The sequence below is a fragment of the Methylobacterium ajmalii genome (assembly GCF_036448855.1).
Taxonomy (GTDB): domain Bacteria; phylum Pseudomonadota; class Alphaproteobacteria; order Rhizobiales; family Beijerinckiaceae; genus Methylobacterium; species Methylobacterium ajmalii.
On sequence record NZ_JAZFXT010000028.1, the window covers coordinates 88,392 to 111,006 of the forward strand.

20 protein-coding genes are annotated in these 22,615 nt (G+C 71.2%); 5 read left to right on the plus strand and 15 right to left on the minus strand.

From position 1 onward, the window contains the following. Positions 1–176 precede the first annotated feature (176 nt). A complete protein-coding gene (locus V3T34_RS13915; RefSeq protein WP_331369194.1) occupies positions 177–1,190 on the plus strand; it encodes an NADP-dependent oxidoreductase in 1,014 nt (337 codons plus the stop codon). A gap of 228 nt (positions 1,191–1,418) precedes the next feature. Here the strand turns inward: V3T34_RS13915 and V3T34_RS13920 are convergent, their stop codons facing one another. Next, positions 1,419–2,165 (minus strand): RNA methyltransferase, encoded by a 747-nt coding sequence (locus V3T34_RS13920; RefSeq protein WP_305076934.1) that lies wholly within the window; start codon positions 2,163–2,165, stop codon positions 1,419–1,421. A 291-nt stretch (positions 2,166–2,456) separates the two neighbouring features. Between V3T34_RS13920 and V3T34_RS13925 the strand changes: the two genes are divergently transcribed. Both V3T34_RS13925 and V3T34_RS13930 read left to right on the plus strand, forming a co-directional pair. Then, positions 2,457–3,671, plus strand: coding sequence for an NADP-dependent isocitrate dehydrogenase (locus tag V3T34_RS13925; protein WP_058618808.1), 1,215 nt, complete (start codon positions 2,457–2,459; stop codon positions 3,669–3,671). 96 nt (positions 3,672–3,767) lie between these two features. Further along, the gene (locus V3T34_RS13930) at positions 3,768–4,565 is read left to right on the plus strand and encodes a DNA-binding transcriptional response regulator (RefSeq protein ID WP_305076933.1); all 798 of its coding nucleotides are present in this window, start codon (positions 3,768–3,770) and stop codon (positions 4,563–4,565) included. Positions 4,566–4,847: 282 nt separating this feature from the next. Here V3T34_RS13930 and V3T34_RS13935 read toward each other — a convergent pair whose 3' ends face one another. The 4 genes from V3T34_RS13935 to glgX form a co-directional block, all read right to left on the minus strand. Then, positions 4,848–6,464 carry a hybrid sensor histidine kinase/response regulator gene (locus tag V3T34_RS13935; protein WP_060846976.1) on the minus strand — a complete coding sequence of 539 codons (1,617 nt, stop codon included), beginning with the start codon at positions 6,462–6,464 and terminating at the stop codon, positions 4,848–4,850. 371 nt (positions 6,465–6,835) lie between these two features. Then, positions 6,836–8,752 (minus strand): AI-2E family transporter, encoded by a 1,917-nt coding sequence (locus V3T34_RS13940; protein WP_305076932.1) that lies wholly within the window; start codon positions 8,750–8,752, stop codon positions 6,836–6,838. Between the two features lie 29 nt (positions 8,753–8,781). Continuing rightward, positions 8,782–9,159 carry a response regulator gene (locus tag V3T34_RS13945; protein ID WP_060849333.1) on the minus strand — a complete coding sequence of 126 codons (378 nt, stop codon included), beginning with the start codon at positions 9,157–9,159 and terminating at the stop codon, positions 8,782–8,784. Positions 9,160–9,320: 161 nt separating this feature from the next. Continuing rightward, on the minus strand, positions 9,321–11,606 hold the full coding sequence (gene glgX, locus V3T34_RS13950; protein WP_407942705.1) for a glycogen debranching protein GlgX: 2,286 nt from the start codon (positions 11,604–11,606) through the stop codon (positions 9,321–9,323). A 272-nt stretch (positions 11,607–11,878) separates the two neighbouring features. Here glgX and V3T34_RS13955 point away from each other — a divergent pair, with 272 nt between their 5' ends. Next, positions 11,879–12,283: a CBS domain-containing protein gene (locus V3T34_RS13955; protein ID WP_091882097.1), complete on the plus strand. Its 405-nt coding sequence runs from the start codon at positions 11,879–11,881 to the stop codon at positions 12,281–12,283. Here the strand turns inward: V3T34_RS13955 and V3T34_RS13960 are convergent. The 3 genes from V3T34_RS13960 to cobD form a co-directional block, all read right to left on the minus strand. Next, a complete protein-coding gene (locus tag V3T34_RS13960; protein ID WP_060846973.1) occupies positions 12,258–12,563 on the minus strand; it encodes a hypothetical protein in 306 nt (101 codons plus the stop codon). The genes V3T34_RS13955 and V3T34_RS13960 overlap by 26 nt on opposite strands. Positions 12,564–12,681: 118 nt before the next feature. After that, a complete protein-coding gene (locus V3T34_RS13965; RefSeq protein ID WP_305076929.1) occupies positions 12,682–13,986 on the minus strand; it encodes a capsule biosynthesis protein in 1,305 nt (434 codons plus the stop codon). A 93-nt stretch (positions 13,987–14,079) separates the two neighbouring features. Next, positions 14,080–15,084, minus strand: a complete 1,005-nt coding sequence (cobD, locus tag V3T34_RS13970; protein WP_305076927.1) for a threonine-phosphate decarboxylase CobD — start codon at positions 15,082–15,084, stop codon at positions 14,080–14,082. 25 nt (positions 15,085–15,109) lie between these two features. Here cobD and cbiB point away from each other — a divergent pair, with 25 nt between their 5' ends. Continuing rightward, a complete protein-coding gene (gene cbiB / locus V3T34_RS13975; RefSeq protein ID WP_305076926.1) occupies positions 15,110–16,102 on the plus strand; it encodes an adenosylcobinamide-phosphate synthase CbiB in 993 nt (330 codons plus the stop codon). A gap of 110 nt (positions 16,103–16,212) precedes the next feature. Here cbiB and V3T34_RS13980 read toward each other — a convergent pair whose 3' ends face one another. The 7 genes from V3T34_RS13980 to V3T34_RS14010 all read right to left on the minus strand — a co-directional run bounded on the left by V3T34_RS13980 (position 16,213) and on the right by V3T34_RS14010 (position 22,456). After that, positions 16,213–17,475, minus strand: a complete 1,263-nt coding sequence (locus V3T34_RS13980) for an MFS transporter (protein ID WP_091882094.1) — start codon at positions 17,473–17,475, stop codon at positions 16,213–16,215. A gap of 280 nt (positions 17,476–17,755) precedes the next feature. Then, on the minus strand, positions 17,756–18,673 hold the full coding sequence (locus V3T34_RS13985; protein WP_060846968.1) for an efflux RND transporter periplasmic adaptor subunit: 918 nt from the start codon (positions 18,671–18,673) through the stop codon (positions 17,756–17,758). Between the two features lie 12 nt (positions 18,674–18,685). Next, positions 18,686–18,889, minus strand: a complete 204-nt coding sequence (locus V3T34_RS13990; RefSeq protein WP_091746708.1) for a DUF1656 domain-containing protein — start codon at positions 18,887–18,889, stop codon at positions 18,686–18,688. After that, positions 18,889–20,928 carry an FUSC family protein gene (locus tag V3T34_RS13995; RefSeq protein ID WP_305076925.1) on the minus strand — a complete coding sequence of 680 codons (2,040 nt, stop codon included), beginning with the start codon at positions 20,926–20,928 and terminating at the stop codon, positions 18,889–18,891. The genes V3T34_RS13990 and V3T34_RS13995 overlap by 1 nt, the downstream gene beginning before the upstream one ends. Next, a complete protein-coding gene (locus V3T34_RS14000) occupies positions 20,928–21,392 on the minus strand; it encodes a MarR family winged helix-turn-helix transcriptional regulator (protein WP_305076924.1) in 465 nt (154 codons plus the stop codon). Before V3T34_RS14000 ends, V3T34_RS13995 begins: the two co-directional genes overlap by 1 nt. 399 nt (positions 21,393–21,791) lie before the next feature. Next, on the minus strand, positions 21,792–22,130 hold the full coding sequence (locus V3T34_RS14005; protein WP_305076923.1) for a hypothetical protein: 339 nt from the start codon (positions 22,128–22,130) through the stop codon (positions 21,792–21,794). Positions 22,131–22,225: 95 nt separating this feature from the next. After that, positions 22,226–22,456 (minus strand): hypothetical protein, encoded by a 231-nt coding sequence (locus V3T34_RS14010; RefSeq protein ID WP_060846960.1) that lies wholly within the window; start codon positions 22,454–22,456, stop codon positions 22,226–22,228. Positions 22,457–22,615 lie beyond the last annotated feature (159 nt).

The following is a 22,615-nucleotide window of genomic DNA, read 5'->3' on the forward strand; positions in this document are numbered from 1 at the left end:
GAAGCTCTGACAATCTCCCGCCGGCGCGGCGTCGGCGCGCGGGACTCCCCTTTCCAAGCGGCGCCTTCCTTCCCAAGTGCGGTCTTTCCCCCGGTGCGGTCCTGTCGAAGCGCAACTGCACCGGTGCGCGGGCGCGGCCGCAAGGCCGCGCCCCAACCCCAAAGGAGGTCCCCCGCATGTCCGACGTGAACCGCCGCATCGTCCTGGCGTCCCGGCCCCACGGCGAGCCGACGCCGGCCCATTTTCGGCTCGAGCGCGGCACGGTGCCGGTGGCGCATGACGGCGAGGTGCTGCTGCGCAACCATTACCTCTCGCTCGACCCCTACATGCGCGGCCGGATGAGCGCGGCGAAGTCCTACGCCAAGCCGGTCGAGATCAACGACGTGATGGTCGGCGCCACGGTGTCGGAGGTCGTGGCCTCGCACCATCCGGGCTTCGCGGTCGGCGAGACCGTGCTGGCCTATGGCGGCTGGCAGGATTTTGCCGTGTCGAACGGCCAGGGCCTGCGCAAGCTCGATCCCTCGGCGGCGCCCGTCACCACCGCGCTCGGCGTGCTCGGCATGCCGGGCATGACCGCCTATACCGGGCTTCTCACCATCGGGGCGCCGAAGGCCGGCGAGACCGTGGTGGTGGCCGCCGCCACCGGCCCGGTCGGCTCGCTGGTCGGCCAGATCGCCAGGCTCAAAGGGGCCCGCACGGTCGGCATCGCCGGCGGGACCGACAAGTGCCGCCATCTCACCGAGGATCTCGGCTTCGACGCGGCGGTCGACCACCGGTCCGGCGACCTGCCGGCCGCGCTCGCGGCGGCCTGCCCGGACGGCATCGACGTCTATTTCGAGAATGTCGGCGGCGCGGTGTTCGACGCGGTGCTGCCGCTGCTGAACGACTTCGCCCGCATCCCGGTCTGCGGCCTCGTCGCCAACTACAACATGACCGAGCTGCCCCCCGGGCCCGACCGGGTGCCGGCGCTGATGCGCGCCGTCCTGAGCAAGCGCCTCACCTTCCGCGGCTTCATCGTGTCCGACTTCGCCGACCAGGGACCGGCCTTCCTCGAGGAGGTCGGCCAGTGGCTGCGCGAGGGTAAGATCCGCTACCGCGAGGACGTGGTCGAGGGGCTGGAGAGCGCGCCGGAGGCCTTCATCGGCCTGCTCAAGGGCCGCAACTTCGGGAAATTGATCGTGAAGCTATAGGACGCATTCGTTTTTCACAGATGAAAGCTACATCCTCCATCGTCATCCCGGGGCTCGTCGAAGACGAGAACCCGGGATCCATAAACGCCGACGATGCCGGACAAGGCGGCACCCGGCCCGACTGGTTCTGAAATCTCAGCGGTTATGGATCCCGGGTTCCGCTTTCGCGGCCCCGGGATGACGAAGAGGGGGGCAGACGCGCCGCGGGATCGATGAACCCGCGAAGACCTACTCGCCCTCCACCGGCCGCCGCGCCAGCGCCCGCAGCGCGCCCCGGAAGCTCTTCACGTCCTGCTCGGTCATCGCCATGCGGTGGAACATGTCGCGCATGTTGCGGATCATCCCGTCGCGCTTGGCCGGCGGGTAGTAGCCTGCGGCGTCGAGGTCGGCCTCCAGGCTCTCGAACAGCGAGATCAGGGCCTCCCGGGGCGCCGGGCCGGTGCGCATGGCGCCCGAGAAGGGCAGCACCGCCCGGCCCGCCGCCCGCCGCCACTCGTAGGCGACGAGGAGCACGCTCTGGGCGAGGTTGAGCGAGGCGTGATCGGGATCGACCGGGAAGGTGACGATGGCATCCGCCAGCGAGACCTCGTCGTTCGACAGCCCGACCCGCTCGCGGCCAAACAGGATGCCGACCCTCTCCCCCGCGGACAGCCGCCCGGCCGCCTCCGCCATGCCCTCGTCGGGCCCGAAGACCCGCTTCATCTGGCCCCGTTCCCGCGCCGTGGTGGCGAGCACGTAGTGGAGATCGCCCAGGGCCTCGGCGACGGTGGCGAAGGTCCTCGCGCCGTCGAGGACGTGGGTGGCGTTGGACGCCGTCTCGCGCACGCCCTTCATCGGCCAGCCGCCCTTCGGTGCGACGATCCGCAGGGCGTCGAGCCCGAAATTCCCCATCGCGCGGGCGGTCATGCCGATATTCTCGGCGAGTTGCGGCTCGACCAGGATGATGACGGGGCGGGGCGGGGATGCATCGGTCATGGGATAATCGGCGATCGGAAGGGGTGGCCGCCACATAGGGCCTGACGCCGCTTCCGCGAAGGGGCCTCGCGCGCGCCGGGAACCGACAGGGCCTGAGCGACGTTTGATAACCGGACCTCCTTTCAACCCCGGTGCCCCCGCGCCGGGGTTTTTTTCATGCCGGCCGACGACAGGTCTTCCGCCCCGGCGCTTCCCCCTGTTTGTGCAGCGCGCTATGACCGCGCCACGGCCGGCCGCTTAGCCAACGCGGGCATGGGGACGGCCCCCGGATCACGGAAGGCTGGATCAGACATGGCGAAGATCAAGGTGGCGAACCCCGTCGTCGAGCTCGACGGCGACGAGATGACCCGGATCATCTGGCAGTCCATCAAGGACAAGCTGATCCATCCCTACCTCGACGTTCCGCTCGAGTACTACGACCTCGGGGTCGAGCATCGCGACGCCACCAACGACAAGGTGACGATCGAGGCCGCCGAGGCGATCAAGAAGCACGGCGTCGGCGTCAAGTGCGCCACCATCACCCCGGACGAGGCCCGGGTGAAGGAGTTCAACCTCAAGGAGATGTGGAAGTCGCCGAACGGCACGATCCGCAACATCCTCGGCGGCGTGATCTTCCGCGAGCCGATCATCTGCAAGAACGTGCCGCGCCTGGTGCCGGGCTGGACCCAGCCGATCGTGGTGGGCCGCCATGCCTACGGCGACCAGTACCGCGCCACCGACTTCAAGGTGCCGGGCAAGGGCCGCATGACGGTCAAGTTCGAGGGCGACGACGGCACCGTCATCGAGCGCGAGGTGTTCAAATTCCCGGGCGCCGGCGTCGCCCTGTCGATGTACAACCTCGACGAGTCGATCCGCGACTTCGCCCGCGCGTCGATGAACTATGGCCTGGCCCGCAAGTTCCCGGTCTACCTCTCGACCAAGAACACCATCCTGAAGGCCTATGACGGTCGGTTCAAGGACATCTTCGAGGAGGTGTACGAGGCCGAGTTCAAGTCGCGGTTCCAGTCGGCCGGCATCACCTACGAGCACCGCCTGATCGACGACATGGTCGCCTCGGCCCTGAAGTGGTCGGGCGGCTACGTCTGGGCGTGCAAGAACTACGACGGCGACGTGCAGTCGGACACCGTGGCGCAGGGCTTCGGCTCGCTCGGCCTGATGACCTCGGTGCTGCTCACCCCCGACGGCCAGACCGTCGAGGCCGAGGCCGCCCACGGCACGGTGACCCGCCACTACCGCGAGCACCAGAAGGGCAAGGAGACCTCGACCAACTCGATCGCGTCGATCTTCGCCTGGACCCGCGGCCTGTCGCACCGCGCCAAGCTCGACTCGAACGCCGACCTCGCCAAGTTCGCCGAGACCCTCGAGAAGGTCTGCGTCGACACCGTCGAGGCCGGGTTCATGACCAAGGACCTCGCGCTCCTGGTCGGCCCCGACCAGAAGTGGCTCTCGACCACCGGCTTCCTCGACAAGATCGACGAGAACCTGAAGACCGCGATGGCGGTCTGAGGCGCAGCGTCAATCCATAAGTCGGGTTGAATTTCGCGCTTGCGCATCGAAGGCGCGCCTGCTCTGGTAGGCGCGCCTTCTTCTTTGGGATGACCCATGGCAATCGGTGAGATTGGTCCGGTTTCCGGATTCGCGAAATCTGCGGCCGGATTGTCCCGCAACCCTCTCGGCACCATCTCTCTCTTCGTCGTCCTGATCTACGCTTTCGCGGCTCTCGTCTCGGTCGGCGGATCGTTCACGCCTAACGAACGAATCATTCTCGTCAGCTTCATCGCTCTCTTCCCATTTGTTGTTATTTCAATATTCGCTTGGCTTGTCGCATATCACAGTAAAGATCTCTACAGTCCGGGAGATTTCGCGAATCAGGCGCACTACGTCGAGATGCACCTACAGTCGAAGCTCCGCGCCGCGGCGTCGCTGACAGCAGCCATTTCGAAGGATAGCGTTATGACGTCTCAGGCACAGATCAATGACGTCGTGAGGGCCGTACAAGCTTCGTCGACCATCGCCATCGAGTCAGAGGACTGGAGACGACGCATCCTGTGGGTCGACGATAGGCCGGACAATAACCGTTACGAGAGGAAAGCCTTCGAGGCGATGGGCATCGAGTTCGTTCTATCTGAAACGACGGATGATGCCCTCGCCCAACTCAAATCACATAGGTTCGCCGCCGTGATCTCGGACATGGGACGGCGCGAAGGGCCGCGCGAGGGATACGTGCTGCTCGACGCCCTGCGCATAGTCGACAAGACGACACCGTTGTTCTTTTACGCCTCATCGAACGCGAAAGAGCACAAGGAGGAGACGGCGCGGCATGGGGGACAAGGCTGCACTAACGACGGGCAAGAGCTGTTTCGGATGGTGATGAGCGCGATCGTTAAAAGAAAGTCGTGATACGAAAAACGGAAATATTTTTTAAGGTCCGACAAATTATTTTAATTTATCATTCGTAATCGTTTTACTCGATCACGACCTCATCCTAAGGTGTCAGCCAATTGAAAATCGGCTGACCTCGAAGGAGGGCTCCAGGGCTCACCGTGGTTTATGGAGCCCTCCTTCGAGGCTCCTTTCAGTCGCACCTCAGGATGAGGTCGTGGGAGGGATGGACGGAACAGCCGCGGGAGGCCGAGAGGCTCCCTGATCTCACGCGACGTCTCCGAACAGGGTGCGAGTTGCTCAAGTCACCCCCGTCGGCCCGTCGAGCACCGCCCGCACCCGGCGCGCCAGCTCCATGCGGCGGTAGGGCTTGTTGATGATCTCGAACTCGGTGCCGCCGGCATCGGTGCGCTCCAGCGAGGCCTCGGCGTAGCCGGTGGTGAGCAGCACCTTGAGGCGGGGCTGGCGGCGGCGCGCCTCGCGGGCGAGCATCACGCCGTTCATGCCGCCGGGCATGATCAGGTCGGAGAACAGGAGGTCGACCTTGTCGCCGCCGTCGAGGAGCTCGAGGGCCTGGCGCCCGTCGGTGGCCAGCAGCGTGGTGTAGCCGAAATCGCGCAGGATCGCCCGGGCGAGCTCGGCGACGTCGCGCCGGTCGTCGACGATCAGGATCGTCTCGGTGCCCGAGCGGCCCGCCCCTCGGGTATCGGGGCCCGGCGCCGGGCGCTCGTCGCTGTCGCTCATCGGGAAGTAGAGCCGCACGGTGGTGCCGTGGCCGGCGCGCGACTCGATCACGATCGTCCCGCCGGACTGCTTGGCGAAGCCGTACACCATGGCGAGGCCGAGACCCGTGCCGCGCCCCTCCTCCTTGGTGGTGAAGAACGGCTCCATCACCCGGGCCAGGATCTCGGGCGGCATGCCAGTGCCGGTGTCGGAGACCGCGACCGAGACGTAGCGCCCCGGCTGCGGCAGCCCGGAGGGCAGCTCGTCGGCGTCGAAGACGTGGTTCTCGGTGCGGATCGTCACCGTGCCGCGGCCCGGCAGGGCGTCGCGGGCGTTGACCAGGATGTTGAGGAGCGCGACCTCGGTCTGGGTCGGATCGATGCGGGCGTTCCAGAGCCCGTCGGCCAGCTCGGTCTCGACCGCGATCTCGTCCCCGAGGGTGCGGATCGCGAGGTCGCGCATGCCCTCGACGAGGTTGTTGAGATTCACCGAGCGTCCGTCGAGCCGCTGCTTGCGGGCGAAGGCGAGGAGCTGCTGGGTCAGGGTGGTGGCGCGCTCGGCGGCGTTGCGGATGTTGTCGACCGCCCGCACCATCCGGCGCGGGTCGGTCGCCGGGTCCTGCAGGCCCGAATGCAGGATGTCGACGTAGCCGACCACCACCTGCAGCAGGTTGTTGAAGTCGTGCGCGATGCCGCCGGTCAGCTGGCCCAGCGCCTCCATCTGCTGCGACTGGCGCAGGGCCTCCTCGGCGTCGCGCCGGCGCGACACGTCGAGCTGCGAGCCGAAGAAATAGACCAGGTCGCCCTTCTGGTCGTAGACCGGCGAGACGAACAGCGCGTTCCAGAACGTCGAGCCGTTCTTGCGGTAGTTCAGGATCTCGGTGGCGATCTCCTTGCGCTCGGCGATGGCGCGGCGCACCTCCGCCACCGTCTCGCGGTCGGTCTCGGGCCCCTGCAGGAAGCGGCAGTTGCGACCGACCAGCTCCTCGGGCGTGTAGCCGGTCATCGCCCGGAAGGCCTGGTTGGCGAAGATGATCGGGTTGTCCGGCTGGCGCGGATCGGTCACGATCATCGGCATCCGCGTCATCTCGACGGCGGCGAAGAAGATGTCGCTGTGGTGGTCCGCGACGTCGGTGGGCACGTCCGCCACGGTCGGCCGGGTCCCGAGTTCGGTCGGCGTTCGCTTCGCACTCATCGTCGTTCCGCTGGCTCCCGGCCTCGTATCCCTGGCCCTGCACCGGATCCTACACCCGGCCGATCCCTACAACGGCAAAAGCCGTCCCGAGGCGACCGCGACCGGGCGTCGCCCCGCAATCCGGACCGGTCGAGCCGAGGCCGCGGTGCAGTCGAGCGCGGTGTTGCCGGCTCGCCGTGACCATGCTCCACCAGGGCATGACCCCGTTCCACCGGGGAAGGCGCGGCGCAGGATGCGGGCACCCCGCGCAACACTCCCGCTCACCGGCCTCGTCCGCTACGACAACCTCGGCGCGCCGGACGTTTTGTCAAGGACACTGCGTCCGGCGCCCGCCCGATCCGCGATCGACTTCACGATGCAGCCGCCCGGGCTCACGCCACCTTGCGCCCGGCCCGATCGGCCGGCGCCGCGCCCGAGAGCGACAGGGCGGCGTCGAGGGCGTCGCTGATCGTGGTGACCACGATGTCGGCCGAGGTGGCTCGGCGCAGGCGGTCGCGCCCGGCCGCGTCGCGCTCGCGCCACACCGCCACCATGATCCGCACGCCGGGAATCGCCCGCCGGGCGAGGCGGGCGGCGAGCCGGATGTGCGAGGTGCTGATCGGCTCGATGTAGGACAGGCAGACCAGGGCGACGCCCTCCAGGTCCGGCCGTTCGCCCTTGTTCAGCGCGTCCTGGCTGGTGGTGCGGGCGTTGAGGCCGTGGCGCCCGAGCACCTGGGCCAGCATGCCGGCGGCGGCGGCGTCGAACGGCCCGCGGGCCGCCACCACCAGGACCGGCGCGGTCCCGCGCCAGGTCGGGCTCAGGTCCTCGCGCCGGCGCACGATCGCGGTCGAGGCCCGGTCTGGACCGAGGGCGGCGACCGCCGCCTCGGTCTCGGCGCTGCGCAGGGACGCGGCCTTCTTCGGCACCGGCATGGCGCCGAGCGTCGTCACCACGGTCTCGATCGCCTGCCCCACCGCCTGCTGGCGGTCGGCGGCGAGCGCCCCGCTCGCCCGGTCGTTCTGGGCGAGCCGCAGGCCGCCGAGCGCGATCTCGTCGTAGTAGGTCGCGAGCGCCCGCTCCTTCAGCACCTGGCGGGCCTTGTCGATCGCCTCGAGCGGGTCGCCGGCGAGCATGCGCTGGTAGAAGATCTCGGAGGGCGCCAGAGCCGGCCGGTCGCCCAGCATCACGTCGAGGAAGGTCAGGCGCTCGACGTGGCGGCCGAGCACGACCAGGCAGACGGTGATCGGGGTGGCGAGCACGAGGCCGACCGGCCCCCACAGGAAGGTCCAGAGGGTCGCCGCCAGGATCACCGCCACCGGCGACAGGCCGGTCGAGTGGCCGTAGAGCAGGGGCTCGACGACGTGGCCGGCGATCGGCTCGACGACCGCGAACAGCACGAGCGTCGCGATCAGCATCGACCAGCCCGGATCGACGGCCGCCGCCAGCAGCAGCGGGAAGGCCATGCCGATGACCGCGCCGATATAGGGCACGAAGCGCAGGATCGCCGCGAGCACGCCCCACAGGATCGGGCTCGGCACGCCGATGACCCACAGGCCCGCCGCCACCACCACCCCGAAGGCGAGGTTGAGGCCGGCCTGGGCGAGGAAGAAGCGCGAGAGGCGGGCCACCGCGTCGTCCATGGCGGCCGTGGTGGCGCGCAGGTCGCCCGAGCCGGCGAGCCGGATCGCGCGGTTGCGCAGGTCCTCGCGCTGGGCGAGGAAGAACAGGGTGAAGAGCAGGATCAGGCCGACCGTGGCGAGCGGGTGCAGCACCGGCGCCACGACGCTGCCGAGGGTGGAGAGGAGCCCCGCCTTCGCCTCGCGCACCTCGACCAGCATCGGCTTCTCGGGATCCGTGGGGCCCCGCGCCTTGGCGGGCTCGGGCGGCTGCAGGTCCTGGCTCAGGTCCTGCACCGCCTTGAACAGCCGCTCCAGGGTGGCGCCGCCGCCGGCGTTCGCCCGCAGGGCCCCGATCTTCTCGCGCATCGTCACGGTGTAGCGCGGCAGGTCGGAGGCGAGCTGCGAGGCCTCGTTGGCGATCAGGAGGCCGAGCCCCCCGATGCCCCCGAAGGTCGCCAGCACCACGACCAGCACGGCCAGCGAGCGCGGCAGGCGGCGGCGCTGCAGGCCCCGCACCGCGGGCGCCAGCACGAAGCTGAGCAGCACCGCGAGCGTGATCGGCATCAGCACGTCACGCCCGAGGGACAGGATCGCCCCGATGGCCAGCACCAGCAGGCAGGTGGCCAGCGCCGTGAACACCGGCATCGCGTCGCGCAGGCGGCGCGCCGTCACGGGATCGTCGATCATCAACCGCGTACCTGCCGGAAGTTCTGTCGTTACGGTGTGGCCGGCGTGCCGAGGGCGGCGCCGATCTGGGTCAGGAGCTTCGAGAAGTCGACCGGCTTCGGGTGGTAGTCGTCGCAGCCGGCCTGGATCACCTTCTCGCGGTCGCCCGACATGGCGTGGGCGGTGAGCGCGATGATCGGGATCCGGGCGGTGTCGGCGTCGGACTTGAGCGCGCGCGCCGCCGACCAGCCGTCGAGCACCGGCAGGTTCATGTCGAGCAGGATGATGTCCGGCCGGCTGGTGCGGGCCTTCATCACGCCCTCCTCGCCGTCATGGGCGAGCACCACCTCGTAGCCCCGCCGCTTGAGCCGCCGGGAGAGGAAATCCCAGATTTCCTCGTGGTCCTCGACGAGAAGGATCTTTGCCACCGCCCGCACTCCGCGCTCGCGTCGTCCCCGGCCGGGCCGCTCCGGCCCCGACCGAGGCACCACGCCTCATCGAAAGGTTCCCCGGCCATGCCCGTCCGCCGCCGGAGCGGTGGACGAAGCACGAATCGGGCCTTGTCAAAGTGGGCAGACCCGCCCGGATGTCACCCCTCGTGCGGCAACCCGAACGCGACGCTCTCGGATTCCGCCCGCTCGAAGGCCTGGATGACGTGCTGGTAGGAGCGCCAGGTCTCGCTGGCGTGGTCCAGGCCCGTCGGGCGCAGGACGAACATCAGCATCGAGCGGCCGGTGACCGCGTAGGTGTCGCCGACGGCGAAGCGGGCGAGGTCCTGGGTGTCGGGCAGGTTGGTGTCGAGCACCCGCATCCAGGCATCGCCCCCGACCACCTCCGGCAGGGTGAACTCCACCACGTCGTGGTGGGCGTTGAACAGCAGCATCAGGGTCGCCTCGCCGCCGCGGCGGTGGATGCCGCTCGACTGCGCACGCCCGTCGAGGACGACCGCGAGCGCGCGGGCGCCGCCGTCGTTCCAGTTCTCCGGAGTCATCTCGGTGCCCGAGGGCGTGAGCCAGCTCACGTCCTTGACGCCGAGCTCGGCGTCGTAGGCCCCGGTGAGAAACCGGCCGCGGCTCAGCATCGGCAGCGACTTGCGCAGGATCAGGAGGCGCTGGGTGAACTCGGCGAGGTCGCGTTCGTCCTCGCCGATCCCCTCCCAGTCGATCCAGGAGATCTCGTTGTCCTGGCAGTAGGCGTTGTTGTTGCCGCGCTGGGTGCGGGCGAACTCGTCGCCGGCAAGCAGCATCGGGGTGCCGCGCGACAGGAGCAGCGTCGCGAGCAGGTTGCGCATCTGGCGCAACCGCACGGCGCGGATCTCGGGATCGTCGGTCGGTCCCTCGGCGCCGTAATTGTAGGACAGGTTGTGCGAGTGGCCGTCGCGGTTGTCCTCGCCGTTCGCCGCGTTGTGCTTCTCGTTGTACGAGACCGTGTCGGCGAGGGTGAAGCCGTCATGGGCGGTGATGAAGTTCACCGAGGCCCAGGGGCGACGGCCGCGCTTGTTGAACTTGTCGGCCGAGCCGGTGAGCCGGGAGGCGAGGGCCGGAAGCAGGCCCTCGTCGCCCTTCCAGTAGCCGCGGACCTCGTCGCGGAAGCGGTCGTTCCACTCGGCCCAGCCGGGCGGGAAGCCGCCGACCTGATAGCCGCCCGGGCCGCAATCCCACGGCTCGGCGATCAGCTTGACCGAGGAGAGCACCGGATCCTGGCGGCAGGAATCGAGGAAGCCGCCGCCCTCGTCGAAGCCGTACGGCTCGCGGCCGAGGATCGTCGCGAGGTCGAAGCGGAAGCCGTCGACCCGCATCTCGGTCGCCCAGTAGCGCAACGAGTCCGTCACCATCTGCAGCACCCGCGGGTGCGAGAGGTTGACGGTGTTCCCGGTGCCGGTGTCGTTGATGTAGTAGCGCTTCTGGTCGGGCAGCAGCCGGTAGTACGAGGCGTTGTCGATGCCCTTGAACGACAGGGTCGGGCCCTTCTCGTTACCCTCGGCGGTGTGGTTGTAGACCACGTCGAGGATCACCTCGAGGCCGGCCCCGTGCATGCGGGCCACCATCTCCTTGAACTCGGAGAAGGCGAAGTCCGGCACCGCGGCGTAGCGGCGGGCGGGGGCGAAGAACGAGAGGGTGTTGTACCCCCAGTAGTTCACCAGGTCCTTCTCGAGCAGGTAGCTGTCGTTGACGAAGGAGTGGATCGGCAGGAGCTCGACCGAGGTGACGCCGAGGCTGCGGATATAGGCCAGCACCTCGGGGGTGCCGAGACCCGCATAGGTGCCGCGCAGGCGCTCGGGCACCGCCGGGTGCAGCTTGGTGAAGCCCTTGACGTGGGTCTCGTAGAAGACCGTCTTGTCCCACGGCACGTTCGGCTTCTGGTCGCGGCCCCAGGTGAAGGCGGGGTCGATCACCCGGCACTTGCGGGTGAAGGGCGCGCTGTCGCGGGTGTCGAAGGTGGTGTCGTCGCCGCTCTCCATCACGTAGCCGAACAGCGCCGGGTTCCAGGTCACGGAGCCGACCAGCGCCTTGGCGTACGGGTCGAGGAGCAGCTTGTTGGGGTTGAAGCGGTGGCCGGCCTCCGGCTCGTAGGGGCCGTGGACGCGGTAGCCGTAGATCGTGCCGGGGCGGGCGTCGGGCAGGTACCCGTGCCAGACCTCGTCGGTGTATTCGGGCAGCTCGATCCGCTCGATCTCGGTCTCGCCGGAATCGTCGAACAGGCACAGCTCGACCTTGGTGGCGTGCGCGGAGAACAGCGCGAAGTTGACGCCGAGGCCGTCCCAGGTGGCGCCGAGCGGGAAGGGCTGGCCCTCGCTGATGGTGCGGTTCGCCCGCACGAGGGGCGAGGCCGAGGGGGCGGCCGGGGCGGGCTTGGACGTGAGTTCCATGTTCATGGGGGCGTTCGACGATCCCGGAGGCGAGAAGCCTGACTGTGGGCTGAACGCGCCGGACCTCGCCCAAGCTCCCCTGTCGTCGCCAAAATTTCACGCCCGCGGCCGATTGGCGGGACGCGCGGTCGGGTACCGGGTGGGATCACGGCCCCGGGGACCCGATCCCGGGACCATGGGACCGATCCCGCCGCGGCGCGGCGGAGCCGCCCGCCGCCTTCGCGGGTTACCGGAGCGTGCAGACGGGGGATCGGATGGGCGCGACGGTCGCGGACGTGATGAGCAGGGACGTGGAGTTCATCGCCGGGGACGCCCCGGTCCCGGAGGCGGCGGTGCTGATGGGCGAGCTCGACGTCGGCGCCCTGCCGGTCGGCACGGTGGACGCCCTCGACGGGGTGATCACCGACCGGGACATCCTCTACCGGGTCGTCGCCCAGGGGCTCGATCCGCGCGCGGTCCGGGTGAGCGAGGCGATGTCGCGCCCGGTCGTGTCCTGCGCCGAGGGCGATCCCCTGCGCACCGCCCTCGACCTGATGGCCGCCCACCACGTTCGGCGCCTGCCGGTGCGGGACGCGGGTGGGCGCGTCACCGGCTGGGTGACGCTGGCGGACCTGTCGCGCGCGCTGCTGCTCGGCGGCGACGCGCTCCAGACCTCGCTCAAGCGTCTGACCGAGGAGGCGTGAGCGGCTCGGCCGCGGCCGCCGCGTTCGCCGCCGCGTTGGCGCGCTCGGCCTCCAGGATGGTCTGGCGGGCGAGGTAGCGGGTGACCAGCGCCTCGACGTCGCGGATCGTCTCCTCGACGAGGTGGGACTGGAGCAGGGCGCGGGGCTCGTCGGGGGCGAGGTTCTCGCGCTCCTGGAGCCGGCGCATCGCCTGCTTGACCACCTGGTAGACCGCCTCGCGCTCCTCGCGGCTCATCGCCGGGGAGACCGCCCGGGCGACCAGGTCCGTGAAATCGGACATCGGGGTGCTGCTCGTCCTTGCCTGCCGGGCGCGACCCGTCGCGCCCACGGCCCGCTTCATCGCACGCCGCGCGCCCGGACCGAAGCCCCGGGCGTCGAGCGGGTGCCGGGCCCCTGCCCTACATGTTGTGGTCCTTGACGCCGGCGATGAGCAGGCTGCTGCAGCCCCACATCACCACGAAGGCGAAGAACGCCACGAACAGGGCGTGGCCGCGCATCGGCACGGTGGACAGCTCGGGCCGGGTCGGCGGCACGAAGACCGCGAGGTAGACGTGCTGGCGGTTGGCCGCCACCCGGGCGCGGTCGAGCATCATGGTGGCGGAGTCGTTCAGCTTCTCGGCGATGGTGCGCTCGACCATCAGACCCTCGTATTCGAGGATTGCCTCCGACACCGGCCTGCCGCCCACCGCCACGCCGTCGCTGGTCAGCGTATCCTCGAGCTGCTTGATCTGCTGGTTGGTGGCGGTGAGGCTCGCCACGATGGTCTGGATCGAGCGGGACTTCTCGTCGAGGCCGGAGCCGCGCAGCACCTGGAGGTCGTTCTCCGACTTGATCTTGTCCTTGCGCAGGGAGAGCAGCGTGGTCATCGTCGCCTCCGCCGACTTCGCCGGATCGATGATGCCCCAGCGGTTGCGGAACTCGCGCAAAGCCAGGTGGGCCTTGCGCAGCCGCTCCTCGGTCGCCGCCAGATCGTCCTTGCTGTGCTTGAGCATGTCCTGCTGGGCGCGCGACGAGATCGCGTTGATCAGCGCCTCGGCGCGGGCGACGACGTGCTGGCCGATCGCCAGGGCGTCGTCCGGGGTGAAGGCCCGCACCGTCAGGGTCATCACGCCCGAGATCAGGTCGATATGGACCTGGACGCGCTTGCGCCAGTACTTCAGCAGCTCCTCGATCGGCTTGTCGCCGGAATAGCGCGTCCAGAAGTCGGCCTCGTCGCGGGTGAACATCCGCACGACATTCAGCTCTTTCTGGGCGCTCTCCAGCATCGGCTGGCTCTGGATGTACTCCTGGACGATGTAGCTGTCCTGGCTGTTGTTTTTCTGGATCAGCGAGGAGAACTCGCCGAGCGAGACGTTGCCCATCGGCTCGACCTCACCGCGGATGGCGAAGCGGGCCTCGACCACGTACTGGTCGGCGGCGAAGGCGAACAGGTAGATCCCGACCACCGCCGTCGGCAGCAGCACGAAGAGGCCGATGTTGCGCAGGAGCCGGGCCAGGACGCGGTTCTGGGTTCCCTCGCCGGGCACGAGCGGCAGGCGGGTCCAGCGCAGCGGGTTGAGCAGCGCCGGGAGCCGGCGGCGTCCGTCGGCGGGGGCGATCGGCTCGACCGTCTCGGCGTTGCGGCGCAGCTCGGGCACGGTGCGCCGCGCGAACGCGATCATGCTGCCGAGCCTGTCGCGCCGTTTGACCTCGTCCGCGTCCATTCTGCCTGCTTTCCCGTGCGGCGCCGGCCGCGTTCGTGACCCCGAGGGCCAGGGTTTCCGGATGCTGCGGTTTTCGGCCTTTTTAATGGCGCCTCACCGCTCCCGGAGCGCGGCGGCGAGGCGGCTCCAAGCCTGGGCGTCGGGCGGCAGGCCGAAGCGCAGGCGGGCCGGCGCGGCCTCGAAGCGGCGCACGAAGATCCCGGCGCGTCCGAGCCGGTCGAACAGGCCCGGCCCGTCGGGAAAGTCGGCGGTGCGAAACAGCCGCGTGCCGCCGACGATCCGGCCGCCGGCCCGCTCCAGCAGGGCGTCGAGCCGGGCGGCGTCCCGGCCGCGCGCCGCCACCGCCTCGTGCCGCCAGGCGGCGTCCGCGAGGGCGCACCGCCCGACCGCGATCGCCGGTCCCGACACCGCCCAGGGCCCGATCCCGCGGCGCAGGAGGCCGACGAGCGGCTCGCCCGCCACCGCGAAGCCGAGGCGCAGGCCGGCGAGCCCGTAGGTCTTGCCGAACGAGCGCAGCACCAGGCAGGCGGGCGGCACCGCCCCGCACAGGCTCTCGACGGGTTCGAGGTCGGCGAAGGCCTCGTCAACCACGAGCCAGCCGCCGCGCGCGGCGAGCCCGGCCGCGGCCGCCGCGAGGTCCGAAACGGGCACCACCCGGCCGTCCGGGTTGTTGGGGGTGACCACCACGGCCACGTCCGCCTCGCCGATGTCGCGCAGGTCCGCGACCGCCGCGACGGCGTGCCCGCCCCGGGCCCAGGCGGCCGCGTGCTCGGCGTAGGTGGGGCCGACCACGACGACGCGGCCGGACGGCCGCAGCCGCGGCAGCAGGTCGATGAGGGCTTGCGTGCCGGGTGCCGCGACGACCCGCTCCGGCGGGGCGCCGTAGGCCGCGGCCGCGGCGGCCTCGAGGGCGGCCAGCTCGGCCTTGGCCGGCAGCCGCGTGAAGGCGCTGGCCTCCGGGGCCGGCCACGGATAGGGGATCGGGTTGATCCCGGTCGAGAGGTCGATCCAGGGCTCGGGGGCCCGCGGAAACAGGAGGCTCGCCTCGCCGAGGTCGCCTCCGTGCCGGATCGCCCCGTCCGCCGTCTCGTCCGCCATCCCGCCCAACCGTCCGCCCCTCGCGATGACCGCCCTGACGCACCCGCCCGACAGCCTCGTGCTGCTCGTCCTCGCCCTCGCGATCGAGGCCGCCCTCGGCTACCCGGACCGCCTCTACAGGCTGGCCGGCCACCCTGTCACCTGGATCGGCGCCCTGATCGCCGCCCTCGACCGCCGCCTCAACCGCGAGGGCGATTCTGCGCCCCGCCGGCGCGCCGCAGGCGTGCTGGCCCTCGTCCTGGTGCTGGCGGCGACGGGCCTAACGGCGCTCGCCCTGTCGCTCGCCTGCGGGGCGCTGGGCGTGGCAGGCCTCCTCCCCTGCGCGCTCCTCGCCGCGAGCCTGCCGGCGCAGCGCAGCCTGCACGACCACGTCGCCCGGGTGGCGGCGGAGCTGGAGCGCGACGGGTTGTCCGGCGGGCGGCGCGCGGTGGCGATGATCGTCGGGCGCAACCCGGAGACCCTCGACGAGGCCGCGCTGTGCCGCGCCGCGATCGAGAGCCTGGCGGAGAACTTTTCCGACGGCATCGTGGCGCCGGCCGTCTGGCTCGGGGTGGGCGGCCTGCCCGGGGGGGCGCTCTACAAGGCGATCAACACCGCCGACAGCATGATCGGCCACCGCACGCCCCGGCACGAGGCCTTCGGCTGGGCCGCCGCCCGCCTCGACGACCTCGTCAACCTGCCGGCCTCTCGCCTCACGGCCGGGCTCATCGTGGCCGCCGCCGCCCTGACCCCGGGCGCCTCCGCCCGCGGGGGCCTGGCGGCGGTGCGGCGCGACGCCGGCCGCCACCGCTCGCCCAATGCCGGCTGGCCGGAAGCCGCGATGGCCGGGGCGCTCGGCCTGCGGCTCGCCGGCCCGCGGGTCTACGGTGCGACGCGGGTCGAGGATGCCTGGATGGGATCGGGCCGGGCCGAGGCCGGCGCCGGCGACATCGCCCGGGCGCTGGTCGTGTACCGCCGGGCCTGCCTGCTGCTGTGGGGGCTGGCGGCGGGGCTGGCGGGGATCGCGTTCCTCGCATGACGCCGACGGGAGGCCGCGCGCGACGCGCAGCCGCGCCACATGTCGTTGGATGATCAAGGCATTATCCCTTTCGGGGCCGGATCCGGCCCCGAAAGGGATAATCGTCGCGCTCAGCGCCGGACCGGGGCGAGCCCCCCGGCCTCGGCGAGGGTGCGGCGCTTCAGGATGCCCTGGACCACGAAGACCATCACGACGCCGACGAGGAGGCAGGCGGCGAGGAACAGCATCGGCACGAGCTTGCTGCCGCTGACGTCGCCGATCCACGGCACGACGTTCTGGGCGATGAAGCCGCCGAGGTTGCCGACCGAGTTGATCATCGCGATGCCGGCCGCCGCGGTGGCGCCGCGCAGGAAGGTCGGGGGAAGCGACCAGAAGACCGGCTGGCCCGAGAAGATGCCGGCGGCGGCCACGCACAGGCAGGCGAACTTCACCGCGTCGCCCGGCAGCACCACGCTGAGGATCAGCCCCAGCGCCCCGACCAGCGCCGGGCCGGCGATGTGCCAGGTGGTCTCTCCGGTGCGCGCCGCGTGCCGGGGCACCCACCACAGGGCCAGCGCCACGCAGATCCACGGGATGATGTTGATGAAGCCGTTCATGGTGTTCGAGACGCCGAACCCCTTCACCACCGTCGGCAGCCAGTAGCTCAGGCCGTAGGCGGCGAGCGGGAAGGCGACGTAGAGCAGCGCCAGCAGCACCACGCGGGTGTCGGCCAGCACCCGGAACGGGTTGCCGTGGTCGGTGTGGGTGGCCCCGCCCTCCTCCCGCGCCAGGGTGTCGGCGAGCCACTTCTTCTGGCCGGCATCGAGCCAGGGCGCCTTCTCGGGCCGGTCGGGCAGGATCAGGAACACCACGGCGGCGAGCAGCACCGCCGGCACGCCGGTGGCGATGAACACCCATTGCCAGCCGCGGTAGCCCATCGTCCCGTCGAGATCGAGGAGCGCGCCGCCGATCGCCGCGCCGACGGCGTTGGCCACCGCGCTCGCGATCATGAACCAGCCGACCATCCGGCCGCGATAGGCCTGCGGGAACCACAGGGTGAGGGCGTAGAGCACGCCGGGGAAGAACCCGGCCTCCGCCGCGCCCAGGAGGAAGCGCAGCACGTAGAACATCACCGGCCCGGTCGAGAAGCCGAGCAGGATGGTGATGATCCCCCAGGTCGCCATGATGCGGGTGAACCACACCCGGGCGCCGACCCGCTCCAGGATCACGTTCGAGGGCACCTCGAAGAGGAAGTAGGCGAGGAAGAACAGCGAGGCGCCGAAGCCGTAGGCCGCCTCGCTCAACCCGAGGTCGCCGACCATCTGGAGCTTGGCGTACGAGACGTTCTGCCGATCGATGTAGGCGATCAGGTACATCAGGCCGAGGAGCGGCATCAGCCGCAGGGTGATCGTCCTGATGGTGCCGATGCCCAGGGCATCGGTGGCGGTGCCGAGCGCACCGGCGCCGGACGCGTCCTGTCGTGGGTCTGCCATGGGGCCTCCTCCCGGCCTCGTCGAACTTCGCGTTCTGGTGGCGCTCCATAATCCCGCCCCGGCCGGGGCGAAAGTGTTATCGGTACCACACCCGGGAGGTCGTCGATCAAGGTCGTTAGCTCCTGGCCGCCGCCAGGCGGGTCTCCAGCGCCTCCCAACCCTGCCCGGGCCGGCGCAGCCCCTAGAAGAGCCGGCGCAGCCCCTGGAAGGGTCGGACCTCCGGCCGCTCGCCGCCGGGATGGACCACCACGGTGGCGGTGCGCCCGACGGTGAGGCGGTCGCGATCGACGGAGGGGTCGAGGGCGACCCGCACCGGCACGCGCTGGGCGAGGCGCACCCAGGCGAAGGTCGGGTTGACGTTGGCGAGCAGGCTGGCGCTCGCCCCGCGCTCGCGGTCCTCGATGCCGGCGGCGATGCTCTCGACCCGGCCGGTGATGGGCCGGTCCTCGCCCATCAGCTGCACGGTGACGGGATCGCCCGGGTGGATGCGGCCGAGCTTCGTCTCCTCGAAGTAGCCCTGGACGTGCAGGGTCTCGCCGTCGACGAGCGCCATCACCGGCTTGCCGACCGCCACGTAGGCGCCGGGACGCAATTCGAGGTTGCTGATCCGGCCGCCGACCGAGGCGCGCACCTCGGAGCGGGCGAGGTTGAGCCTCGCGAGGTCGCGGTCGGCCACCGCCTGGTCGTGGGCGGCCCGGGCGCTCTGCTCGGTGGCGAGCGCGGCTTCGAGCTTCTGCTGCGACACGACGTTGTCGCTGAGCTGGCGGTAGCGGGCGAGGTCGGCCTCGGCCTGGACCAGGCTCGCCTTGCGGCCGGCCACCACGGCCTCGGCCTGGCGCAGCGCGAGGGCGAAGCGGTCGGGGTCGATGCGGAAGAGCACGTCGCCGCGCTTGACCTCCTGGTTGTCGTGCACCTCGACGTCGCGCACCAGCCCCGAGACGTCGGGGGCGACGCCGACCACCTCGGCCCGCACCCGCCCGTCGCGGGTCCAGGGGGCCTCGAGGTAGTAGTCCCAGAGCGCCGTCCCGACGACGAAGGCGAGGGCGAGCAGGGCGGCGGTGACGGCGAAGCGGCCGAGGAAGGCGAGCGCGCGGGTCATGATCTCGAATCTTCAGGTCAGGCGGCCGGCGAGCGTGACGACGCCGCCGAGGCACACGAGGTAGAGGCAGAGGTCGAACAGCGCCCGGTGCCAGACCAGGCGGTAGAGCCCGAGCGCGCCGATCAGCCGGCGCAGGACGAGGTTGACGAGGAGCGCGACGACCGCCCAGACCAGCAGGGCCGGCACGAAGACGCCGTAGAGGTCGATGTCGGCCATCAGGCGGCCTCCCTCGCGAGCAGAGGAGGGGCGCCGGCGGGCGGCGCCCCGGGAAAGAGCGCGCGGCGCAGGCCGGCGAGCCCGAGCAACGCCTCGCGCCGACCCTCGGCCGTATCCACGGCGCCGATCGCGAGAAGCGCCGCGTCGATGACGGCGAGCAGGGACGCGCAGGCCGGGCCGCGCGGCCGCTCGTAATGCTCCGCCACCGCGTCGAGGGCGGCGTCCAGCGCCGCGACCGCGCCGGGGGGCAGGCCGTGGCGAGCCCGGCGCAGGGAAACGAGGTTCATGCCCACCCGCAGCGCCGCCAGGGTGTCGATCCGCGACAGGTCGCTGTCGGGCCCGGCGGCGGCCAGCCGCGGCACCAGGAGGCCGAGGCGGTCGAGCATCAGGTGGGCGAAGGCGGCCCGGTCGCCCCGCCCGCGCCGGCGCGCCGCCCGGGCGAGGTCGGCCCGGCTCGCCGCGACGAGGCGGCGGGCACCGTGCTCGGCCCCGACCGAGCGCACCAGCCGGGTCACCACCGCGGCGAGGACGATGCCGACGACGAGCGCCAGGGCCGAGTTGACGTAGGCGCCGAATTCCGAGGCGTAGCGGTCCTGGATCGCCAGGAGGGCGTTGCCGTTGACCCCGAGCGCCAGCCCCACCGGCATGGTGCGGGGAAACGTCATCAAGAGGCCGCACAGGATCAGGGGCGGGGCCAGCACCATCACCAGGGTGGCGAAGTCGTGGACCTGCGGCAGGATGCCGAACAGCAGCACGCCGATCGCCGCCGCCGCGACCGCCGTCCAGGTGGCAAAGCCCAGGATCGCCGGAGCCGGGTCGTCCTGGGTGGCGAAGAGGCAGCACAGGACCGCCCCCATCATCGCCGCGGTGGCGCCGTCGGGCCAGGCGGTGGCGATCCAGGCCGCCACGCAGGCGAGGATGGCGAGACACACGCCGAGGGCCGAGCGCAGGGCCATGCCGTGGTCGCGGTGGCGCGGGGCGCGTCCGCCGAACTCGCCCGCGTAGGCGAGGGCACGGCGCGGCGCGCTCTCGCCGCGGGCGATGCCGTCCTGCAGCGCCCGGCAGTCGCGGCCGATCGCCACCAGCTCGCGCAGGCGGTCGAGGAGGCTCGCCCGCACCAGCGCGGTCCAGAAGCCGGGCGAGGTCGAGGGGAGGCTGGATTCGTCGGCGGCGGCGATGCGGGCGAGCAGCGCGTCGGCCTCGGTCGCCGGGGCGCCGGCCTCCGACCACGTCGCGACGTCGGCCAGCAGCGCCTTCACCGCCGGATCGAGGCCCGCGAGGTCGCGCAAAGCCGCGATCCGGTCGGCCAGGGAGGAGAGGACCGGCAGCAGCATCAGCATCCGGCCGCGCAGGAGCTGGACCAGCGGCACCGCCCGGCTCTGCGCCGAGGCGTCGTAGGCGAGATGGGTGGCGAGCGCGTCGATCTCCGCGGCTTCGGCCGCGAGGCGCAGGCGCCGGGCCCGGACCGCCGGCGCCTCAATGGCGCCCGACAGCACGTCGGCGGTCCAGCGCCCGGTCTCGCCGAGCCAGGCCCCGACCCGCGCCGCCAGCACCGGCCCGACGGATTCCGGCAGGACGAGGCCCGCCACCAGGGCGGCGCAGAGGATGCCGAGCGTGATCTCCTCGGCCCGCGACACCGCGGTCTCGAAGATGGTGTCGGGCGCCGTCACCGCCGGGAAGCCGATCAGCGCCGCGGTGTAGCCGGCGAGCATGAACAGGTAGGCCCGCGGCGAGCGGTCGAGGAGCGAGAGGTAGAGGCAGGCGGCGGTCCAGAGCGCCAGCGCCAGGGTCAGCATCTCGGGCGCGTCGACGAGGGGCGGCACCAGCACGACCGCCATCGAGACGCCCGCCACCGTGCCGATCACCCGGTACAGCGCCTTCGAGCGGGTGGCGCCGGAGAGCGGCTGCATGGTGATGTAGACGGTCGCCATCGCCCAGTAGGGCCGCGGCAGGTCGAGCCACAGGGCGAGGCCGAGCGCGAGGAGGGCCGCGCCCGCGATCTTCAGGGCGAACAGCCACTGGCGCCAGCCGGGCAGCATCAGGCGCGCCCTCCGGCGGCAGGCGGGCAGGTGCCCTTCGGACCCTGGGCCTGGAGCGCACGCAGGACCCGCAGGGCCGCCCGCAGGTCGTCGTCGCCGAGGTCGCCGAACACCGCCTCGCGCAAGCTCTCGAACCGGGCCTCGATGGCGGCGGCGCGGGCCTGCCCCTCCGGGGTGAGCGCCAGCACCTTGGCGCGGCGGTCGGTCGGATCCTCCCGGCGGGTGACGAGGCCGGCCTCCCCGAGCTGGTCGAGGAGACGCACCAGGCTCGGCCCCTCGACGCCGAGGGCGTCCGCGAGCGCAGTCTGGCGCAGGTCGCCGCCGAGCCGCCCGATCAGCAGCAGCGGCAGCGCCGTCGCCTCGGTCAGCCCGTAGGCGGTCACCACCTCGTCGGCGGCCCGGCGCCAGACGCGGCCGGACTGGAGCAGGGTGAGGGTAAGGGCTTGCAGGAGGTCGCGGCGCATCCGGTCGCCTCGCCGTCGCGGCGGTTGGTTGATCGTCCTCATTGATAGGATGCTAACGATTAGGGGAGAAGCGCTCCGGGTGCGAGGCGGCCATGCGCGCGGAGACAGGCCATCGAACGGATTCCGGCCGCCGCGGGGCGCTCCCGTTGCCGCGCCCGCGTAGGTCGCCGCGTGCACGAGGGGCGGGCCTGCGGCGTTGGCCCTGTTTTCGGGAACCGAGCGATGAAATCTCGCCGGCGCATGCCCGACCCCATCGAGCGTCGTCACGATGCTCGATGCCGTGGACGGTGGCAGGCTCTTCGTGGATGTCGCGAATTTTGGCTTCTGTCACAGGCTCGAAATCCGCCCGACATCACGCACAGCCCTGTGCAGGAGCGAGCCGATCGCGGCCTGACGCCCTCAAGGCCTGGCGGCGGAATCGCGCTCCGGGGTCCAGTCGACCTCGACCACCCGCTGTCCGTCCTCGCGGTTGTAGCGGAGCGCCGTCAGCCGCATCGCCAGCAGGGCCTTGGCGTCCTCGGCCCGCGGGCACTGGACGGGATCGTGGGCGCGATGGGTCCGGTCGAGCATCTGCGCGAAGGCGGCGTCGAGGGCCGGCATCGCCGCGACGGTGGAGAACGGGGCCGAGAGGTACACGGTGCGGCCGGGCCCGCGGGCGAGGCAGTAGCGCCAGTCGGCGACGGCCGGCGTAGCGGCCAGCACGGCACCCGCCAGGGCGCCGAGACGGAGGATTCTCATCGGGTCGATACGCTCGCAACGGGCCGCGGGGCGGCCCCGATGCACGCGCCCTGCGGCCTCAGCAAGGCAGGATCGACACGACGCGCGAGCCTGGGTCAGGCCCGGGCGATCTCCGCCTCCGCCGCCTCGAGGCTCAGGCTCCAGACCCGGGCGCCGTCCTCGGCGACGAGCCAGGCCTCGCCGGTCCGGTCCCCGAACATCTCGTCGGCCCGCCCGAGCACCCGCGCCGCGGCGTGGCGCACCGTCGGCGCCTGGATCGGCAGGTCGTGCAGCGGACGAACCCTGCCGCGTTCGCGAACGATGGAGCGCAATCGATAGACGGGCATGAGGAACGAACTCCGTAAGACGGGCGGGGTTCTGGCGAACCCGGATGTCCGGCGTGAGCGGCAGCCTGGCTATTTCGAACCCTTCCTCGCGCCCCCCGCGGCTGCGGCGGGGACACGACCTGTCGCCTCGTCCCGGCAGACGAGGTTGTGCATCTTCTA

What these genes read in the sequence shown, in the direction of transcription:
- V3T34_RS14010 (WP_060846960.1), bottom strand. Translation starts at nt 22,456, where the DNA reads ATGCCCGTCTATCGATTGCGCTCCATCGTTCGCGAACGCGGCAGGGTT.
- cbiB (WP_305076926.1), top strand. Translation starts at nt 15,110, where the DNA reads ATGACCGCCCTGACGCACCCGCCCGACAGCCTCGTGCTGCTCGTCCTC.
- V3T34_RS13920 (WP_305076934.1), bottom strand. Translation starts at nt 2,165, where the DNA reads ATGACCGATGCATCCCCGCCCCGCCCCGTCATCATCCTGGTCGAGCCG.
- V3T34_RS13935 (WP_060846976.1), bottom strand. Translation starts at nt 6,464, where the DNA reads ATGAGTGCGAAGCGAACGCCGACCGAACTCGGGACCCGGCCGACCGTG.
- V3T34_RS13995 (WP_305076925.1), bottom strand. Translation starts at nt 20,928, where the DNA reads ATGCTGCCCGGCTGGCGCCAGTGGCTGTTCGCCCTGAAGATCGCGGGC.
- V3T34_RS13990 (WP_091746708.1), bottom strand. Translation starts at nt 18,889, where the DNA reads ATGGCCGACATCGACCTCTACGGCGTCTTCGTGCCGGCCCTGCTGGTC.
- V3T34_RS13915 (WP_331369194.1), top strand. Translation starts at nt 177, where the DNA reads ATGTCCGACGTGAACCGCCGCATCGTCCTGGCGTCCCGGCCCCACGGC.
- V3T34_RS13980 (WP_091882094.1), bottom strand. Translation starts at nt 17,475, where the DNA reads ATGCCGCTCCTCGGCCTGATGTACCTGATCGCCTACATCGATCGGCAG.
- V3T34_RS13955 (WP_091882097.1), top strand. Translation starts at nt 11,879, where the DNA reads ATGAGCAGGGACGTGGAGTTCATCGCCGGGGACGCCCCGGTCCCGGAG.
- V3T34_RS13940 (WP_305076932.1), bottom strand. Translation starts at nt 8,752, where the DNA reads ATGATCGACGATCCCGTGACGGCGCGCCGCCTGCGCGACGCGATGCCG.
- glgX (WP_407942705.1), bottom strand. Translation starts at nt 11,606, where the DNA reads ATGAACATGGAACTCACGTCCAAGCCCGCCCCGGCCGCCCCCTCGGCC.
- cobD (WP_305076927.1), bottom strand. Translation starts at nt 15,084, where the DNA reads ATGGCGGACGAGACGGCGGACGGGGCGATCCGGCACGGAGGCGACCTC.
- V3T34_RS13930 (WP_305076933.1), top strand. Translation starts at nt 3,768, where the DNA reads ATGGCAATCGGTGAGATTGGTCCGGTTTCCGGATTCGCGAAATCTGCG.
- V3T34_RS13965 (WP_305076929.1), bottom strand. Translation starts at nt 13,986, where the DNA reads ATGGACGCGGACGAGGTCAAACGGCGCGACAGGCTCGGCAGCATGATC.
- V3T34_RS14000 (WP_305076924.1), bottom strand. Translation starts at nt 21,392, where the DNA reads ATGCGCCGCGACCTCCTGCAAGCCCTTACCCTCACCCTGCTCCAGTCC.
- V3T34_RS14005 (WP_305076923.1), bottom strand. Translation starts at nt 22,130, where the DNA reads ATGAGAATCCTCCGTCTCGGCGCCCTGGCGGGTGCCGTGCTGGCCGCT.
- V3T34_RS13960 (WP_060846973.1), bottom strand. Translation starts at nt 12,563, where the DNA reads ATGTCCGATTTCACGGACCTGGTCGCCCGGGCGGTCTCCCCGGCGATG.
- V3T34_RS13925 (WP_058618808.1), top strand. Translation starts at nt 2,457, where the DNA reads ATGGCGAAGATCAAGGTGGCGAACCCCGTCGTCGAGCTCGACGGCGAC.
- V3T34_RS13985 (WP_060846968.1), bottom strand. Translation starts at nt 18,673, where the DNA reads ATGACCCGCGCGCTCGCCTTCCTCGGCCGCTTCGCCGTCACCGCCGCC.